We start from the raw sequence: 18030 nt of genomic DNA on the forward strand, positions 1-18030 counted from the left end.
AATGCAAATCATTACCATGTAGATAATATTGCCTTAACTACTTAATTATTTATGCCGTTAATAAATAAACGAACCTTATACAGCACTAGCCGTGCGTTACATATTTACCTATCTACAGCGTTGCTATTTTTACTTATTCTATTTTGTGTCAGCGGCATTGTGCTTAACCATGTTGATTGGCTCGAAGGCGATAAAAGTGATGGGCAATTAAATACGCCAATTCCCACGGATTTACTCGACAAAGCACAGCAAAATTTAACAACCTTACCTGCTTTATACCCTGAGATAGAAGCCTTTCTAGCAGCGCAATATGGGTTAACAAAAGTGAAGAGTATTGAGTGGGAAAAAGAAGATGCATTAGTCATGCTCGACTACCCTCTCCCCGCAGGTTTTGCCTTTGCTGAGCTCGACTTTACCAGTGGCGAATTGAACTTAGAATACCAAACGGGTGGAATTTTAAGCCTAATAGGTGATTTACACAAAGGTCGCCACACCGGCGAGGCGTGGAGCTGGGTTATTGATATCTCAGCGGTATTGATGATCTTATTTTCCATCACTGGAATGATTATTTTATTTCAAAATAGAAAAAAACGCTTAGTAGGAATATGGCTAACAGTGCTTGGGGTCGCAACACCTGCCGTCATTTATTTATGCTGGGTACCGCAACTAAAAGGAGTGTCTTAATGCAAAAACTTAACACCTTAATTAGCGCCGTAATCTTATTTACAGCGGCTTTGTTTCTACCTCATGTTACTGCTGCGCAGGCTGAGCTTGAAATTGAAATAACTCTACCTGATTTAGACGTACAGCCATACCACCGCCCTTATGTGGCTGTTTGGTTAGAAACCCCTGAACGAAAGCATGTAACAACACTCGCATTGTGGGTAGAAAAAGCAGAATGGTTTAAAGATTTACGTCAATGGTGGCGTAAAGCTGGTAAAAGCGACGCCAACTTTGACGGCATAACAGGCGCGACAAAACGCCCCGGCACTTACACCATTAATTGGCACGGCAAAGATTTGGCTAACAATGCAGTTAAACCAGGTAAATACTTGCTAAACCTAGAAGTTGTTCGTGAAGAAGGCGGCCGTGATTATACCCGCGTTGCAATCGATCTAACAAAAGATGGCAAAATAACCATTGATGGTACTAATGAATATTCACAAAGTTTCGTCACTATTATTGCTAAGTAATACGTAAGCAAAGCAGCTACAACAATTTAAATAAGGAAAGATTATGAAAATCAATTTACTTAAAAGCGCACTAATTGGTGCACTTACTTTCACTGCTCTTGCATCAAGCTACGCCAGCGCACATGCACAATGGTTAGTGCCATCGCACACCTCTTTATCAGGCGATAAAGCGCATTACGTAATGGTAGATGCGAGTATTTCAAATGAAATTTTTGCACCAGATAAAGCATATCGTCCAAAAGAAAAAGGCGCTGAATATGACGATAACTTAATTATGGCGATTGGCCCTGACGGTAAACCTGTTAGTGACAAAATTCGTGCTTATTACCTAAAGCGCAAAAACTCAGCAGCTGTGAAGCTTGATGGCGAAGGGACTTATCACATTGCCATGACTCAAAAACCACGCTTAATGACATTTTATAAGAATAAAGATGGCGACCGTCGTCGTGTATTTGCTGGTAAAGACAGCAAGGATATTCCAGCCGATGCAACCGATATCAAAACAACGAAAGCAATCTCTACCGTTGATACCTTTGTAAGTCGTAACGGCACATCAAAACCTGCTCTGCTCGGTAAAGGTTTAGAAATAAGTGGTCCAACGCACCCTAATGATTTATTTGTTGGTGAACAAGCGCGTTTTCAACTATTAAAAGCAGGAAAACCTGCGGCTAACGTAGAACTTGCAATCTTAAAAGGCGATACACGCTATCGTAACGAACGTAATGAAGTAAAAATAACCACCGATAAAGAGGGATTTTTTAGCACAACGTGGCAGCACCCTGGCTTATACCTAATTGAAGCCAGTATCAGTGAAGAATCGACTGAAAAAGGCATTGATAGCGTACGCTATTCGTTATTCACGACACTTGATGTAGCGCCAGAGTAACCTCTTTTTATAACGCAAAAAATAAGGTCAAGCTGTTTGCTTGGCCTTTTATTTGCTGTGCTCGCACCAACAATTTTCTATATTTATACACCGAACCATAAAACTAAACCTTTTGATTTTAAATCAAAAAATACCAATCAACGCCAAATCATTTATTCCTAAAAAAACAACAATTACTATAACCTAGTTGCGTTAAGTTTTTTGTGATGAAAAAAAATACAGTTAATTAACGCAATCCACTTGCTTACTTGTATTTTTAGGTACATATTCAATACCAGTTTTGAATAATTACTTTAAAATATATTTAACGGATATAAATAGTATGGAAATTGGATTTCATTCCTGCATGAACAATGTAATTACTTACCCCATAATAATTATATCCACCCCACATTCTTAAAATAAATTTACACAACAATGTTACCGATAAGGAAATTGATATGACGTGGAAGATCTTAATTCCGTGTGCTTTGGCATTTACACTCACTGCATGTGGCGGCGGCTCCGATTCACCGACAGGCAATACAAACCCAGGTAAAACAGCACCAACAAACACCAAACCAACCGCCATGATTAATGCCCCGGCAGGTGAAATGCGTGTAAATACAACACTCATATTTAGTGGCACAAACAGTAGCGACCCTGAGAACGATACTTTAACTTACCAATGGCGCTTAACCAGTGTTGACGAACAAACTGAATTTGCCATTGCTGTAAACAATCAAAGTAAAGTCGAAATATCCGTAACTGAAGCACAAAGCTATAAGCTCACTTTAATCGTCAGTGATGGCAAGCTTTCGAGCACACCGGTTGATAAATTAATTGAAATTAAAACCGCTCCCACGCAATTAATAGCCAAAGCAGGACAGCCTCAAACAGTAAAACAAGGTGATGTAGTTTTATTAGATGGCGCACTAAGCAGCACCTCAAACGGTGTGATCAATCAATACAAATGGCAATTTAATACCAAACCACTTAGCAGTAGTGCAACAATAGAAAACAATAATAGCGTTAAAAGTCAATTCATTGCAGATAAAAGTGGGAGTTATGCAGTAAAGCTAACAATTACTAATTCATTAGGCGAAACAGCAAGTAATGAGGTATTGATACAAAGCGAACCGCTCGATGATAATTCTGCTCCTCAAGCTGTTATTAAAGTGCAAAATAAAACCATCGCACCTAACAGCATAGCCACACTTGATGGCACGCAAAGTAGCGACCCTGATCAAGGTGATACCCTGAGCTATTTATGGGCCATTACCTCACAACCTGCCAATAGCAACCCAGCACTAACGGATAACTTAACCCACACAGCAGGATTCTCTTCCTCAGTACTTGGCCAGTACACGCTTTCATTAACAGTTAAAGATCAACACGGTGAAGCAAGTACAGCCTCAGTAACGTTAGCGGTAGAGGCGACTAATCAAGCCCCAATTGCGCAGCTTGTAGCTGAAAGAAGCATCATGTTAAATGACTTAGTCACGCTACAGTGCGCGCAGTGTAACGATCCTGAAGGGCAACCTTTAAGCTATCTTTGGAAATTACAAGGCAAACCAGAAAACAGTATCGCGCAACTAATCCAGCACACAACAGCAACACCTTCGCTTAGCGCTGATATTGAAGGTGATTATGTGATCACATTAATCGTATCAGATGGACAACTTAGCTCTGAGCAAGCTACAACCGTGTTACACGCGCAAGCTAATGAAAAACCAACAGCCATTATTAGTGATGTACCATCTATTTTAGTCGATGAAGAAATTCAACTTGATGGCTCACAAAGTACAGACCCTGAAGGCAAAGACCTTACCTATGAGTGGGAAATTGTATCACCGATAGGTCGTGCTACGCTTTCTAACACCGATGTTGCTAAGCCTTTATTTAAAGCATCAATGGCGGGAGAGTTTGTTGTTTCGTTACGTACCAACGATGGCGCTAAATACTCTGATACGCAAACTATTACTATTATAGTTAGAGATAATGCAAAGCCAGTTATTATTCCTAAAGGCGAACAATTACGTCAGGCTTTTGTTGGTAATATAGTAACATTTGATGTTAGCCAAAGCTACGACCCAGAAGGCACCGCGCTTAATTATACTTGGGTACTTATTAAGCCTGATGGTTCAAATGCAGCTTTAACAACTACAGATCAAAGCACCACACAATTTACACCTGATATTGCTGGCATCTACAGCAGCGCTATTGTTATTGAGGATGCTGATGGTAATTCGAAAAATATGCTTTTCATCACCTCAGCAACAGACACGGCAATACTCCAAGGTACTGTAAAAGGGCGAATTACTGATATTAATAATTTAGGAGTAGCTAATGCCAAATTGACACTGAACGATGTACCACTAACTACCGACGCAGAAGGCATCTTCGACACTATTTTAGTATTGTATGAAGGTGAAAGAGCAACAATTGTCACTACAGATGACAGATTAGCTGCCGGCGAATATAGCTCAGTGGCAATTACACAAAATGACTTTACCTTAAATTTAGGCCAATCAAGCTTACCGACAGTGCAAGATGTTGAAGTATCTGTATTCGTATGCCCAGAGTTTACTGGTCCTGATACAGTAAATTTACGCTTTAAAATGGTTGATACTATTTTAACTTCAAACAGCTTTGAGTTTCACTTTGACGAAACAAAATCTTTGGTATTGCCAAAAAGTAATGGCACCTACCTAGATGCGACCTTGAATATTGCACTTCCTAGCAGCGCAATTTATGAGGTAACGGTCACTGAGGATACTGTGAGTAATACAACTGGTGCAAACACAACTATTTACTACTCTCAAGCCACACCAAACCTAGCAATAATAAGTATTTGTAATATCTAAAATAATCATCTAAGCCACTTTAACCCTTGTTGAAGTGGCTTATAAGCCTTCTCTATCGACCCCACAATATTAATAACCACTCGAATTTAGTCCATTTGACCAATTATTCGTTATGCTTATCAGCAATGAAAAATTAAAACTAATAAAAACAGCTTGTTAAACTTTGGCTTTATTTTTGCTATTAAAATCATAAGCTGTAAATCTAATTAAAAAAATGAGAACCAATATAATGATCAACAAACGTCTGTCTTCGCTAACTAAAGCCCTTCCTATTGCCGCTAGCCTATTATTGCTCAGTGGCTGTATTGTGCATATTTCAACCTCAGGCTCCAATGTACAACAGCAACAACAACTCTCACTGTCAGCAGCGCAGTTACAGCAACTTTCTATTGATGCTGAATCGGGGTCATTGCAAATAATTGGCTCAAGCACCGCCACTGAAATCACCGTAGATGCGACTATTTATACAGCAAAGATAGATGACGCTTACACACTCACTCTAGAACAAGTAGGCAACAAAGCAGTATTAATTGCAAAAGACTACAACCCAACAGGCATGGTTGTATACCAAGGTAATTCGCCAAGTATCGATTTAGTTGTGACTGTACCAAGTGCATTTAACCTTGATATAGATGATGACTCTGGCGATATTAATATAGCTAGTGTGCAAGGCAATATCGAAATAGACGATGACTCAGGCAGCATCACTATTAATCAAGGGCACAATGTTACGATTGATGATGATTCTGGGGATCTCGATTTGCAGAATATCACCGGTAATATTGAAATCAGTGACGACTCAGGCAGCATCAATATTCGAGATGTACGTGGTAACCTGGTTATCGAAGATGACTCTGGCGATATCACCCTGACCAACATCACCGGCAGTGTCGATATTGACGATAACTCTGGCAGTATTAATGCCAAAACTCTAGGCAATTACATCACAATTGAAGATGAATCTGGCGACATTTATGTTGAACACGTTAATGGCCTAGTCACGATTGAAGACGGCTCAGGCAGTATTCGCGTCAATGACAGTAAAGGCCTAACTATTATTGAAGCTGGCTCAGGCGATTTAAGCATTGATAATATCAACGGCCCAGTAAAACTAAATTAATACTAAGTTTTTATAGCCGGTGCTTCGAATATTACAAAACGAAGAATTGGCTAACTTTAGCCTATAATTACCTGTTTTTAGATTTTAATATTACCCACTAATGCCCAGCATACGATTGCTTCCGCCCTTATTGCACCCAGTATCACTTTTTCAGAATACGAATTGGCATAATTTCTAAGGCAGCCTCAGCACAACCCTATTTATAGCCCCTTAGAATAAAACTAACCCTAATCATTTTGAGGTTGAAGATTGAAGAAGAAACAAATATTCTTTGAATGTTTTTCCTACTTTTTTATTACACATTAACAAGTAGCAATTACTTTATATCGCTTTACCTCTTAATGCATAGAATCAAAATACTCGCCTTTGTGCTGATAGATCGTTCAATTTTAATTAATTGAGTAAATAATAAAAATATAATATTAAGGAATAATATGATTAAAAGAACAGTTGTTCACTTAGCTTTATTGGTATCTTCAAATAGCGTATTCGCTCAAACTCAACCTTCATATGCTGAACAAATAGACGCACTTTTTAGTGATATATCTGACCATATCCCTGGTTGTTCCGTTGGCGCTATTAAACAAGGAGAGCTCATACATAAAGCTGGCTATGGGTCAGCAAACCTTGAACTAAATGTACCTTTAGATGGCAATCATATTCATCGTATCGCTTCTGTATCAAAACAATTCACAGCGATGGCCGTATTACTTTTGGCTGATGAAGGAAAAATAAAATTAGAGGACGACATTCGCGAACACTTGCCCGAATTACGTGATTATAAAAACAAAGTAACAATTAACTCGATGCTTGGGCATTTCTCGGGCATGGGTGATTACGACTTTGTGGATGACCTAACAGATGAAAAGGCAATGGATTTACGCTCTTCCGCGGGAGGACCATTTAGGCTTGGCAATCAAGATTACCTGAGTATTAAAGAGTTTTACGATTATGTAAAAACAGTGCCATTAAGAAGAGCACCCGATCAACAATGGGAATATAGCAACTACGCGTATTTTTTACTTTCGATGCTGGTCGAAAAAGTTTCAGGGGAATCATTAAGAACATATTCCGATAAACGTATATTTAAACCTCTTGGTATGAAGCATACCTTTTTTAGTGATGATAGCACTGAGATAGTCGCTAATAGAGCCAGTGGGTACAGTAAAAACAAAAGTGGTGAATACTTTACAAATATGACCAATTTATTTTGGGTCGGCGATGGTGGCTTACATACAAATATTGAGGATATGCTGCTATGGGATCACTATTTTTATAGCCCTACTTTAGGCAAACAGCCGCATGCTTTACTTAAGCATTTTAATACGCCTAATAGCCAACATTTAACAAGAGGCTCTTTGTATGCAAACGGGCAAGGGGTTGAAGAAAAAGACGACGGTAAAGTTTTTTCCCACGGCGGTGGCTGGCTAGGTGTAGCAACGCACTATCAACGCATCCCTGACAAGCAACTATCCGCAATAGTTTTTTGCAACGATGACACGCTTAACCCTACTGAATATAGTAAAAAGATTATAGAAATTATTTCTAATTAACCATTAAATGAAGCACAAGCGACCTAAAGTTAAGATCTTATGTCGCTTGTTTAACCAACTCTCAGGGCTTATTCTGCGCTTCCTAGCCCTAGGGCGTGTTGACCTTTTTGGATTGAAATTTGTTCAATCTAGGGGCGATTTAATCGCGGCGCGAGGTTTGTAACCTAGCGGGCTAAGTAAAAACCGAGCAACAAAGAGTCAATCGCCCTAGCCCTCGAATAGCAGCTCAAAGTAATCAATGCGCTGAATTCTACATACTGGGTGGTTTAAGCACTTAGTTAAGAGCCACACCAAACAAGTGACACTTCACGCTAGTTTCTTAGTTTTTACTGCGCTAAACTAGCGATAACTAAGTAGAATGAGCGTTTATCTTGTCAGCAAACTTACCACTTCGTCAGCCCTTTTCTGTGCTGGTGGTTATTTATAAAAACAATAAAGACTGTTTATTGATTCAACGCACTGACGACGCTAATTTTTGGCAATCAGTCACAGGTGGCATCGATGAAGGCGAAAGCCCTACAACAACCGCCTACCGCGAATTACTTGAAGAAACCGGCATTGATGCACGGTCATTAGGTTTAACCATTCGCAATCACCAAAAGACCAACCAATATACTATCCGCGAAAACTGGCGTCATCGTTATCATGCCAACGCGCTTATTAATACCGAGCATGTGTTTAGTGTTTGCGTCCCTGATGATATCGTCATCATACTCGATCCTAAAGAACACACTGACTACGAATGGCTACCGCAACAACAAGCCGCAAACAAAGCATGGTCACCGAGCAACCGCGACGAGATATTGGCTCTATAAGCTCCTATCTCTTAGCTATTTTAGCGGTAATCGTTCATATTTATCACAGCCACTATTGAGCATAAAGCATGTATTGCCTACAATAGCGCACAATCTATTCTTTGCAGATCACAATTATGACTGACACAAATAAACCTGAACTACCTGATCAACTTTCGATCAACCCTCGTAGCCCACATTATGTGGAAGCCGTTTTTGATCACGACATTGGTATTCGCCACAATGGCAAAGAGCGCTCAGACGTTGAAGAATACTGCATTAGTGAAGGTTGGATCAAAGTGGCAGCACCAAAAGCGTTAGATCGCCGCGGCCAACCACTTTTAATTAAAGTAAAAGGCACTGTTGAAGCGTTTTATCGTTAATACCTAACGGTAAACAAAAGCTCAACGTTGCAGCTTACGATGAATATTAACGTATCCGTCGTAAGCACAACACCATATTAGCGATCTATTCGTACTAACTCGTCACGTTGTGCTAAATGCTGCGGCAATACTAAACCCCACACCAAACCGATCGCGAACAACCCTTTTAACACCCACCAGCCAATATCCAATTGCCCTTTTTCTAAAGCAAAATTTGCAGAGCCAGGAAATGCATGATGATTGTTATGATAACTTTCGCCCATAGTTAATAATGCTGCAAAAGGCACGTTATAGCCTTGAACATATGCTTGCTCAACATGCCAATCCCTTTGTCCATGATTATGTGCAAAATAACCAATTAACCAATGCCCAACCACAGATACACTCACTCTAAGGCATACACCCCACACCACCCAAGAGACACCGCCCAGCCAAAATAATAGCAGCGCTAAAGGAAGTTGTTGCGTCATCCATGTTCTTTGCATCCATAAATACACGCGACTATTGGCCACACTCGATTCAATATTAAAGCTTGGTGGATCGGCAAGTTTTATATCGCAAAAGAGCAAAAAAAGACTACAGACTAACCTTCACACTCTGCCATTGGCCTTTCATAGGCCTTTTTACTCTTTGTTTTACATGCTTTTTAATACTTTTAGTTACAAAAATGCAAAGTTTTGTCCTGCTAGGGCATATTGTTGATCTATAATACCGATCTAAGCAAAAGCTTTCGTATAACAACAACACTGAAGAGATATAAATGAGTGATTTAACCGCAATAGCCAATTTATCAATACTGTTAGTTGAGCCTTCCGATGTGCAACAAAAGTTGATAATAAAATCACTGACTCAGAGCGGTGTAACTCAAGTTGAAACAGCTAACACACAAGCCCAAGCTTTAGCGTTGCTTGATAGCTATCAGCCTGATTTAGTGATCAGTAGCATGTATTTTTCTGACGGCACCGCTGATTCACTTTTACAGAAAATACGCTCAACACCACAAACTGAGCATCAAGCGTTTATGTTGGTATCAAGCGAGCGCAACAAAAAATATTTAGAGCAACTAAGGCAATCTGGGGTATTAGCTATTCTACCCAAGCCATTTAGCGCCGAAGCAATTACCCGTGCGCTTAAAGCAACATTAGATATTATTAGTGAAGAAGAAGTTGAATTAGAGCATTTTGATGTCACTTTGCTGCGCGTGCTTGTTGTTGATGATAGCCGTTTTGCGCGTAAGCATATTATAAGGGTGCTTGCAGGTATGGGGATCCCTGCACCTGTTGAAGCAGAAGATGGAAAACAAGCTGTAGAACTGCTTAATGAACAGTCGTTCGATTTAATTGTAACCGACTACAACATGCCTGAAATGGATGGCAAAGAACTGACCGAAACAGTAAGAAGCTCAGCAACCTATTCGCATATTCCGGTTCTAATGGTAAGTTCGGAAGCCAACGAAACTCATTTAGCAAACATTGCCCAAGCGGGTGTAGATGCCATTTGTGACAAGCCATTTGAACCCGCAACAGTAAGAGAGCTGCTGTTTAAGATTATGTCTTAATATACCCAAGCCACCTCAAGGTGCGAGTTTCAGTTGGAATTAAAAGCGATTTAGGCAAGGCATTGATTGCAAATAATAGTGGTTCTATTATTAAAATCAATAACGCAGTATAAATCGCTTTTAAACCAACCCTTTAGGCGTTTCACAGGCACTTACTCTCATCGTTGTTACTTCTTAAAAGGGATGGCCATTCTTGCAAAGTAACGCCTTGATATTAAGCCCCTGTGAAACGCTGAATTCTGCATCTTGAGGTGGCTTGGGTATATGCCCATAGCATTAAATTAATGACCTATTATTACAGCTTAATAACAGGGAAATAACTCATACGGTTAGTGAGTTATTTCACCGATAAAATTCTCCATTTTGGGTCTTTAAAGCTTTTCGTAACCATGTGAAGATTTATGATCAATAACCACCGCATTATGAGCATGTAAACTTTCTTGATGCTCAACCTTAAACCAGTAGTCGATGACTTGCCCATTATTTTCTAGCGCTAGTTTTAAACGTCTTGCTGCGTCTTCACAGAACATGAGGTTTTCAGCATTTAATTTTGCAAACGCTTGTTCGTCTTCGCGTTTTACTGCGGTTTGCACAGGTGTGCCTATCACTTCTTCTAAGTTTTTAATCAATGTTTCAAGGTTCGGCAACGCATTATTTTGCAGGCGTAATTTTAAATAGGCATATGAACGCTGACTATGTGGTGTTGCAACTGAACCTTGCTGCGAGGTAACCCAATCTAAAAGCTGCTCTTTAGATATAAGATCCTGACTAAACTGTGAAGTAATGGCATCACTCATTGCCTGCCTTGATAAAGCCGCAGAACAAGGACATGTACTTGAATAAGGAATGGTCAGTGACAACTCCATATTCATTTGTTCATTAATGTATTCACAACGAATACTCACAGGATAAGTTTGATAACCAAATTGATCACTGAGCAACGCAGGTTTGCGAATCGTTAATTCAAACGCTAATTGCAGTCGTGCAGCAAGGCTTAATCCTTGTTGAGACTCGACTAGCTCTTTTAAAAGAGCAGCCAACACACCTACACTTAATTGCTCTCGCGCCAAAATATCTTTTACCCTTAGATACAACCGCGACATATGTATGCCTTTCGCGTCAGCTTCATCTAAACTTACAAATACATCCGCTTTTGCTGCAATTGATGAGCTGGGTTGTTCAATAAGATTTAGAGGAATGGCAATGCCTTCCATACCAACCCATTTTAATGGTAAGGCTGCCCCGGCGCGCTGCCCAGATGCAATATCAGGTAATTGTAATTTCATATTTTAACTACTATTCACTTTTAACGATTAAATAACAAAGGCATTGCAATGCCAGTCGTGTCTATTAGCTGCTGGCCATCAAATACTTGTTTACCATTAACCCACGTGGCCATAATTTTTGCCGGGAATCGATGACCGTCAAAGGGGGTCCATTCACAATGGTAGCGGGTGCTTGTATGATTGACTAAGGTTTGCTGATTTGTATCAACTAAAACCAGATCGGCAAAATAGCCTTCACGAATAAAACCACGATCTATTATGTGGTAACGCAATGCAGGATTATGGGCTGTTTTTTCAACGACCTGCTCTAGTGTTAAGCGCTGTTGCTCTACGTGTTCAAGCAAAGTTAATAATGCATGTTCAACCAAAGGCAGGCCTGCTGGTGCTTGACTATAAGGAACCTGTTTTTCACTCCAAGTATGTGGAGCATGATCGGTTGCAATAATATCAATTTGACCATTTATAACTGCATTGAGTAGCGCATCGCGGTCGCTTTTTGCTTTGATTGCTGGATTACATTTAATCAAATTACCTTGCTTTGCATAATCCTCTGCACTGAACCATAAATGATGAACACAGGCCTCAGCAGTTATATGTTTATTACAAATATCACCTGCTGAAAACAAGCTAAGCTCTTTTTCTGTGGTGATATGCAATACATGTAATTGCGACTGATACTTTTTAGCCAATGCAACAGCATAAGACGATGAGGCATAGCAAGCCTGCGTATCTCGGATAATAGGGTGATCGTGTATGTCTAAGGTTTTCCCCTGCAACTTACCAAGGTTTTTTTCAATAACACGACCATCTTCACAGTGGGTCACAATTAAAATTGGGCTCTCTTTAAAAATTGCATCTAACGCATCAGGGTGCTCAACAAGTAAATCCCCTGTGGATGCCCCCATAAAAACTTTTACGCCACAATGGCGAGTTGGATCAAGCCTTTTAATTTGCTCTAAATTATTTTCAGTAGCACCTAAATAAAAGCTATAGTTTGCCAATGAGCTGTCGCGACCTAGCGCAAACTTATGCTCCAGTGCCTCAATCGTGGTCGTTGACGGGCTTACATTTGGCATTTCCATAAAGCTAGTGATGCCACCTGCAACGGCTGCGCGCGATTCACTGCCAATATTGCCTTTATGAGTTAAACCAGGTTCGCGAAAGTGCACCTGATCATCAATCATTCCAGGTAATAAATAACGCCCATTTGCTGCAACTACATGGTCATTCGCTTGTGCGGGTATATCCGCCGCTATTTTATCGATACGCCCACCAACAATGCGCACATCAAGAACCTGTGACTTACCCTCATTGACTACACAGGCATGTTTAATTAATGTGGCTTTCAATTTACTTGCTCTGACATGCTAGCTGAACACGGACAGTCTTCATTATTTTTGGCTATACACTGACGAAAATTAAACCAATGGGCAACAGCAATAAAAGCCGCACCTAATAGCGTAAACCCTTTCTCGCCTAACTCACCGAATAACGCCTCACCAGCGGTCACTGCGAGTACCATTAAAATCACACCAACAAGCCCTGACACCATATAGCGAAAACGTTTATGCTTTTTACAACCTAAACTTAATGCAAGTATGCTTGTAGGTATTACAGCTGCCAATATCCATAAATGGAACTGTTCATTATCAAGTTGTAAGGCAGCAAAGCTAGGTAAAAGTGTTAGTAAAATAGGTGTTGCAAAACAATGAACTGTGCATACCATTGAAAGACCTATAGCAAGCTTATCCATTACACTTTGTGTCGATTTCATTCTATTTCCTCTAATTGGACTGCGGCAATTTTGGCTTGCATTGGCAACATAATCCCGAAATCTCTAACTGCGAACCCGCCGGCGAAAAACCTGTAAGCTCCAAATGTTCAAACAAAGCCTTCACCTTGTCATTATCATCATTCATCTCGGTCACTTTGTTACATGAAGCACAAATTAAAAACATAGATAACTGATGCTGGCATCCATCATTGGCATGACTGCATGCCATAAATTTATTCTCTGATTTTAATCTATGTACCAAGTTGACCGATTCTAAAACATCTAAAATCCGATAAACTGACATAGCCAAAATCGGCACATCCATCACCTTATTGAATTGGTCAGTAAGTTCATAAGCCGACAAAGGCTTATTTGCATGGAGTAAAATTTCGAGTACCTGCTGACGTTTTTCAGTCAGTTTTTTTCCTGATGTTTCGCACTTAATATTTGCAAAACGAATCGCTTTTTTAACTTGCCGTTGATTCACTTTGACCACACTAACTCAGGCTTACTCAACTCAAACTTTGCCATTCCTTGCCCCTTATCATGATTCCATTTCGTGTAAACCTGTTCCATTTGCGCCAAACATTAATTAATTTTTCTATTGATACGATATAACATTTCAAGCACAATTGATATAGTATAACATTCACTAAGGTAGTCAAATGAAACGAAGATCTCAATTAGCTGTGTTGATAGCGGCTTTATTACCCGCAAGTGTGCTTGCAAAATCCATTGAAGGCGTTGTGTTAAACAAGCAAGGTAACGTTGTTGCCAACGCAACAGTAGAAGTTGAAGGCTCAGACATAAAAGTTACAACGGATGCAAACGGCAAATTTGTAATAACGGGCTTAAAAAACGGTTTAAAAGAACTTCACGTTGTTGCCCCAGGTTATGCTCACCTTCATCGCGATATCACACTCAATACCAGTAATAGCCAATCGGTTGCTTTTAATTTAGAGCGCTCACCGATTGAAGTTATTGACATTGAAGCGACGCCGATTCATATGTCAGCAATGGAATCTGCCTCTCCGGTGAGTGTTTTATCCGGTGAAAAATTAAGACGCGAACAAGCCGCAACACTCGGTGACAGCTTGGAAAGACTGCCAGGTGTTAATACTAATTTTCACGCCAAAGTAGCCAGTACCCCAATTATTCGTGGCTTAAGTGGACCTCGAGTTCTGATCACTCAAAATGGCCTTGATGTGAGTGATGTGTCAAGAGTGGGTCCAGATCATTCAGTTGCTTCAGAGGCGTCAACTGCACAACAAATAGAGGTATTACGCGGCCCTGCAACGTTATTTTACGGCAGTGGTGCAATTGGCGGGGTAGTCAATGTGGTAGATAATCGCGTACCAACCGACAGTTCAACTCGTGGTGAATGGAATGTAGAGCACAACTCGGTTGATGATCAAACCGTTGCTTCTTTTAATGCCACCACAGGCACTGATTCGTTTGCTTTTTATGCTGATGCATTTTGGCGAGAAGCGAATGACTATGAAATACCCGTCGCTGCTGAATTAGCACATGACGATCATGACCATGCAGAACACCATAGTGATTATGTTGTAAAAAACAGCAACGAAGAGTCTGACGGCTTTACTGTTGGCGCCAGCTATTTATTCGATCAAGGCTTTATTGGTTTAGCCATCGAGCAATTTAATCGTCAATATGGCATTCCGGGTCACTCTCACGGTGGTGAAGACGAGCACAGTGATGAAGAAGAAAGCGTATTTGCCGATTTAGAACAAACTAAAGTGCAACTATTAGGTGAGTACAACCTAGATAGTAAATGGCTTAATAAAATCAATCTACGTGCAGGTTTTACAGATTACGAACACGCAGAAATTGAACATGGCTCAGTTGGTACCACATTTAAAAATGAAACCAACGAATTACGCGTAGACATTCTGCATAGTCAATTTAATGAGTGGAATGGCGGCATTAGCTTTCATTACAAACAAAGTGATGTTGAAGCACAAGGCTCAGAAGCGTTTACCCCTCCTTCACAAACACAAAGCTATGCCATTGCACTAATGGAAGAAAGACACTTTGGTGATTTTTTAGTGCAATTAGGTGGCCGCGCCGAACGCGTAACTATCGATGCAGATAACGTATTACTACCTAGTATTGATGCCCACGCGCACGATGACGTAGGTGGACATGACGACCATGATCACGGCCATGATGAACACAGCAACGCAACTCGCGTATTTGACGCAAAGCATGAATTTACTCCTGTTAGTTTATCTGCTGGCGTAGTATGGGACTTTGCTCCTAGCTATAATTTAGGCTTGTCATTGTCGCGTTCAGAGCGTGCGCCATCAGCCTCTGAGTTATTGTCGTTCGGCCCTCATATTGGTACTGCAACCTATGAAGTCGGCGCATTGTTTGATATTCATGAAGACGGCCATTTAGGCTTATCTGATCACACCATTGATTTAGAAACCGCCAATAATATTGACTTAACCTTTCGTAAAACCCAAGGCGATATAGGCTTCATTTTTAATGCCTTCTATAACCAAGTAGACAACTATTATTATCAAGTTGAAACTGGCTTATACGCTGAAAGTGGCCACGACCACGGGGATGACCATGATCACGGTGACGAGCATGATCATTCATCTGAATTACCTGTTTATTTATTCAAGACGGACGATGTAACTTTACACGGTTTTGAAGCGCAAGTTGCATGGCAGTTAACCGACGAGTTCAAGCTTGAGCTATTTTCAGATTACGTGCGCGCTCGCCTTGACTCAGGTGGCAACCTACCACGTACGCCGCCACTGCGTTTCGGTACAGAGTTTAGCTACCAAACCGAAAAACTCAGTGCCCACATTCATGCCACTCGCTACCAAGAGCAAGACCGTACCGCTCCTGAAGAAACCGCTACCGATGGTTACACCTTGGTCAATGCCAGTATTTCTTATGATTTATCGGTACTCAATCAAGACCTTTCTTTGTACCTACGAGGCACAAATTTAACGAACACAGAAGCCCGTGTGCATAGCTCATTCTTAAAGAATATTGCGCCACGCCCAGGCCGTAGCTTTGCATTAGGCATTCGTGGCTATTTCTAAGCCATAAAAATTATAAATTAAAGGAAACTAACATGACCAAACTATTCAAACTAAAACTTATTGCACTTGCAATTAGCAGTACATTAATTACAGCCTGCGGCGATGCAGAAACCAACATTGTTGAAAAAGATCCAATTGCAGCGCCTGATGACGGCCATGATCACGGTGATGGTGGCGACCACGGCGATGGCTATACAATCGACTCATTAGGAAGACTCGCTGTACTTGCCGCTGATAGCAACGCAGCCAGCTTTTTTGACTTAGACGACAATAAACTGCTTGAAACATTCACCCTAACACATGATTCAAATACGCTGTCAGTGTCTCCTGATTTTCGTTATGCACTTATTGCAAGTCGCAGCCAAGATTACCTTGGCTTTATTGATGGTGGCTTATGGCGTGAAGATCACGGTGCACACCTACATGACTACGAACAAAGCCCTGTACTTAGCAGTTATGAACTAACCAGCGGCAGCCGCCCTACCCACCTCGTTAATCACGATGGTAAATTAGCCATATTTTACGATGGTGATGCAGACTCAGGCACAACCGCCTCAGTAGCGGTGCTAACCGACAACAATATTACAAACGCAACAGCGGCATTACCAAGCATTAGCTACAATATAAATATGCACGGTGTAGCGCAACCACGCGGCGAGCACGTATTATCAACAATTCGTCGCGATGATGCACAGAGTACATCAAACGCTAAGATTCTGCCTGATCAAGTCGGTGTTTACCACCTTCACGATGGCGAATACGAACTAGAGCAAACACTTGAACTTACTTGCCCAGATTTACACGGTGCAGCACAAAACCACGACACCATCGCATTTGGTTGTAGTGACGGCGTGCTATTAGCGCATCAACATAATGACGAGTACGAAGCTGTAAAAGTGGCCAACATTGATGCTGTAGGCGATCTACGAATTGGTCGACTATACGGCCACGAAAAAAGCGATACCTTTATTGGTATAGCTTCGGGTCATGGCGGCGGCGCTGCTGTGCTGTTAAGTATCAACCCAAGCGACGCTGAAATGGAAGCGTTAGAATGGCAACTAGCCGATGGCGCAAGTGCGGTATCTTACTCTTTCTCAGCCAATGGCGAGCACTTTTTAGTACTAGACAGCCTAGGCTTTTTAAATGTACTTGAGGCACATGCGCACGACGGTCACACGCACTGGGAACTAGCAGGTCAAGTTGATATCACTGAACAAGACGTAACAACCATGCCTGAGGGTATGAAGTTTAGTATGACAGTAGCACAAAACGGTCATTTCGCTTATGTAGCCGACCCTATTGCTCAGCACGTTGTACAAGTGCACTTAGAAGACCTAGAAGTGGAAGGTGAACTAGAACTAACCTTCCCACCTGCTGCTATCACTTGGTTAGGTATAGCACAAGAAGAAGAGCACGACCACGAACATTAAACTCGTAGCGTGTTTAAACAGTTAAAGTAAACGCTTGAATTATGAGAACCTAATGCTGAATAGTATATTTTATTATTCGGTATTTTTTCATTTAAGTGATATCGAAAATATTTCGAAAGCTCTATAC

The 18030-nt window shown here is 40.9% G+C and carries 16 protein-coding genes; 11 read left to right on the top strand and 5 right to left on the bottom strand.

Annotation, left to right across the window (positions count from 1 at the left end):
- Positions 1–51: 51 nt before the first annotated feature.
- The 8 genes from HH219_RS03845 to HH219_RS03880 all read left to right on the top strand — a co-directional run bounded on the left by HH219_RS03845 (position 52) and on the right by HH219_RS03880 (position 8775).
- Positions 52–684, top strand: a complete 633-nt coding sequence (locus tag HH219_RS03845) for a PepSY-associated TM helix domain-containing protein (RefSeq protein WP_169326673.1) — start codon at positions 52–54, stop codon at positions 682–684.
- Positions 684–1193, top strand: coding sequence for a DUF2271 domain-containing protein (locus HH219_RS03850; protein ID WP_054205836.1), 510 nt, complete (start codon positions 684–686; stop codon positions 1191–1193). Before HH219_RS03845 ends, HH219_RS03850 begins: the two co-directional genes overlap by 1 nt.
- Positions 1194–1236: 43 nt before the next feature.
- Positions 1237–2079, top strand: a complete 843-nt coding sequence (locus tag HH219_RS03855; RefSeq protein WP_054454313.1) for a DUF4198 domain-containing protein — start codon at positions 1237–1239, stop codon at positions 2077–2079.
- A gap of 440 nt (positions 2080–2519) precedes the next feature.
- Positions 2520–4925 (top strand): PKD domain-containing protein, encoded by a 2406-nt coding sequence (locus HH219_RS03860; protein ID WP_169326674.1) that lies wholly within the window; start codon positions 2520–2522, stop codon positions 4923–4925.
- A 229-nt stretch (positions 4926–5154) separates the two neighbouring features.
- Entirely contained in the window at positions 5155–6045 is an 891-nt protein-coding gene (locus HH219_RS03865; RefSeq protein ID WP_054454309.1) for a DUF4097 family beta strand repeat protein, read from the top strand.
- Between the two features lie 434 nt (positions 6046–6479).
- Entirely contained in the window at positions 6480–7598 is a 1119-nt protein-coding gene (locus tag HH219_RS03870) for a serine hydrolase domain-containing protein (protein WP_169326675.1), read from the top strand.
- A gap of 371 nt (positions 7599–7969) precedes the next feature.
- Positions 7970–8413, top strand: coding sequence for a dihydroneopterin triphosphate diphosphatase (gene nudB / locus HH219_RS03875; RefSeq protein ID WP_054454306.1), 444 nt, complete (start codon positions 7970–7972; stop codon positions 8411–8413).
- Between the two features lie 116 nt (positions 8414–8529).
- A complete protein-coding gene (locus HH219_RS03880; RefSeq protein WP_054205830.1) occupies positions 8530–8775 on the top strand; it encodes a DUF3297 family protein in 246 nt (81 codons plus the stop codon).
- A gap of 77 nt (positions 8776–8852) precedes the next feature.
- Here HH219_RS03880 and HH219_RS03885 read toward each other — a convergent pair whose 3' ends face one another.
- A complete protein-coding gene (locus HH219_RS03885; protein ID WP_349251603.1) occupies positions 8853–9287 on the bottom strand; it encodes a fatty acid desaturase in 435 nt (144 codons plus the stop codon).
- Positions 9288–9535: 248 nt separating this feature from the next.
- Between HH219_RS03885 and HH219_RS03890 the strand changes: the two genes are divergently transcribed.
- Positions 9536–10333, top strand: a complete 798-nt coding sequence (locus tag HH219_RS03890) for a response regulator (protein ID WP_169326676.1) — start codon at positions 9536–9538, stop codon at positions 10331–10333.
- Between the two features lie 371 nt (positions 10334–10704).
- On the opposite strand, the gene folE2 is transcribed toward HH219_RS03890, so the two are convergent.
- Genes folE2 through HH219_RS03910 form a run of 4 tightly spaced genes read right to left on the bottom strand, consistent with a single transcriptional unit; the run spans position 10705 to position 13880 of the window.
- On the bottom strand, positions 10705–11619 hold the full coding sequence (folE2, locus tag HH219_RS03895) for a GTP cyclohydrolase FolE2 (protein WP_169326677.1): 915 nt from the start codon (positions 11617–11619) through the stop codon (positions 10705–10707).
- Between the two features lie 20 nt (positions 11620–11639).
- A complete protein-coding gene (locus HH219_RS03900) occupies positions 11640–12968 on the bottom strand; it encodes a dihydroorotase (protein ID WP_169326678.1) in 1329 nt (442 codons plus the stop codon).
- On the bottom strand, positions 12965–13393 hold the full coding sequence (locus HH219_RS03905) for a MerC domain-containing protein (RefSeq protein WP_054205826.1): 429 nt from the start codon (positions 13391–13393) through the stop codon (positions 12965–12967). Before HH219_RS03905 ends, HH219_RS03900 begins: the two co-directional genes overlap by 4 nt.
- 10 nt (positions 13394–13403) lie before the next feature.
- Positions 13404–13880: a Fur family transcriptional regulator gene (locus HH219_RS03910; RefSeq protein ID WP_054205896.1), complete on the bottom strand. Its 477-nt coding sequence runs from the start codon at positions 13878–13880 to the stop codon at positions 13404–13406.
- A gap of 178 nt (positions 13881–14058) precedes the next feature.
- On the opposite strand from HH219_RS03910, the gene HH219_RS03915 reads away from it, so the two are divergent.
- Together HH219_RS03915 and HH219_RS03920 are read left to right on the top strand one after the other, a co-directional pair.
- Positions 14059–16473 carry a TonB-dependent receptor gene (locus tag HH219_RS03915; RefSeq protein WP_169326679.1) on the top strand — a complete coding sequence of 805 codons (2415 nt, stop codon included), beginning with the start codon at positions 14059–14061 and terminating at the stop codon, positions 16471–16473.
- A gap of 32 nt (positions 16474–16505) precedes the next feature.
- Positions 16506–17903, top strand: a complete 1398-nt coding sequence (locus tag HH219_RS03920) for a 5-methyltetrahydrofolate--homocysteine methyltransferase (RefSeq protein ID WP_169326680.1) — start codon at positions 16506–16508, stop codon at positions 17901–17903.
- Positions 17904–18030 lie beyond the last annotated feature (127 nt).

The organism is Pseudoalteromonas sp. NEC-BIFX-2020_015, assembly GCF_012952265.1.
Taxonomy (GTDB): Bacteria; Pseudomonadota; Gammaproteobacteria; order Enterobacterales; family Alteromonadaceae; genus Pseudoalteromonas; species Pseudoalteromonas neustonica.

Coding starts and splice junctions, on each gene's coding strand:
- HH219_RS03845 (WP_169326673.1), top strand. CDS start 52: ATGCCGTTAATAAATAAACGAACCTTATACAGCACTAGCCGTGCGTTA.
- HH219_RS03850 (WP_054205836.1), top strand. CDS start 684: ATGCAAAAACTTAACACCTTAATTAGCGCCGTAATCTTATTTACAGCG.
- HH219_RS03855 (WP_054454313.1), top strand. CDS start 1,237: ATGAAAATCAATTTACTTAAAAGCGCACTAATTGGTGCACTTACTTTC.
- HH219_RS03860 (WP_169326674.1), top strand. CDS start 2,520: ATGACGTGGAAGATCTTAATTCCGTGTGCTTTGGCATTTACACTCACT.
- HH219_RS03865 (WP_054454309.1), top strand. CDS start 5,155: ATGATCAACAAACGTCTGTCTTCGCTAACTAAAGCCCTTCCTATTGCC.
- HH219_RS03870 (WP_169326675.1), top strand. CDS start 6,480: ATGATTAAAAGAACAGTTGTTCACTTAGCTTTATTGGTATCTTCAAAT.
- HH219_RS03880 (WP_054205830.1), top strand. CDS start 8,530: ATGACTGACACAAATAAACCTGAACTACCTGATCAACTTTCGATCAAC.
- HH219_RS03890 (WP_169326676.1), top strand. CDS start 9,536: ATGAGTGATTTAACCGCAATAGCCAATTTATCAATACTGTTAGTTGAG.
- folE2 (WP_169326677.1), bottom strand. CDS start 11,619: ATGAAATTACAATTACCTGATATTGCATCTGGGCAGCGCGCCGGGGCA.
- HH219_RS03905 (WP_054205826.1), bottom strand. CDS start 13,393: ATGAAATCGACACAAAGTGTAATGGATAAGCTTGCTATAGGTCTTTCA.
- HH219_RS03915 (WP_169326679.1), top strand. CDS start 14,059: ATGAAACGAAGATCTCAATTAGCTGTGTTGATAGCGGCTTTATTACCC.
- HH219_RS03920 (WP_169326680.1), top strand. CDS start 16,506: ATGACCAAACTATTCAAACTAAAACTTATTGCACTTGCAATTAGCAGT.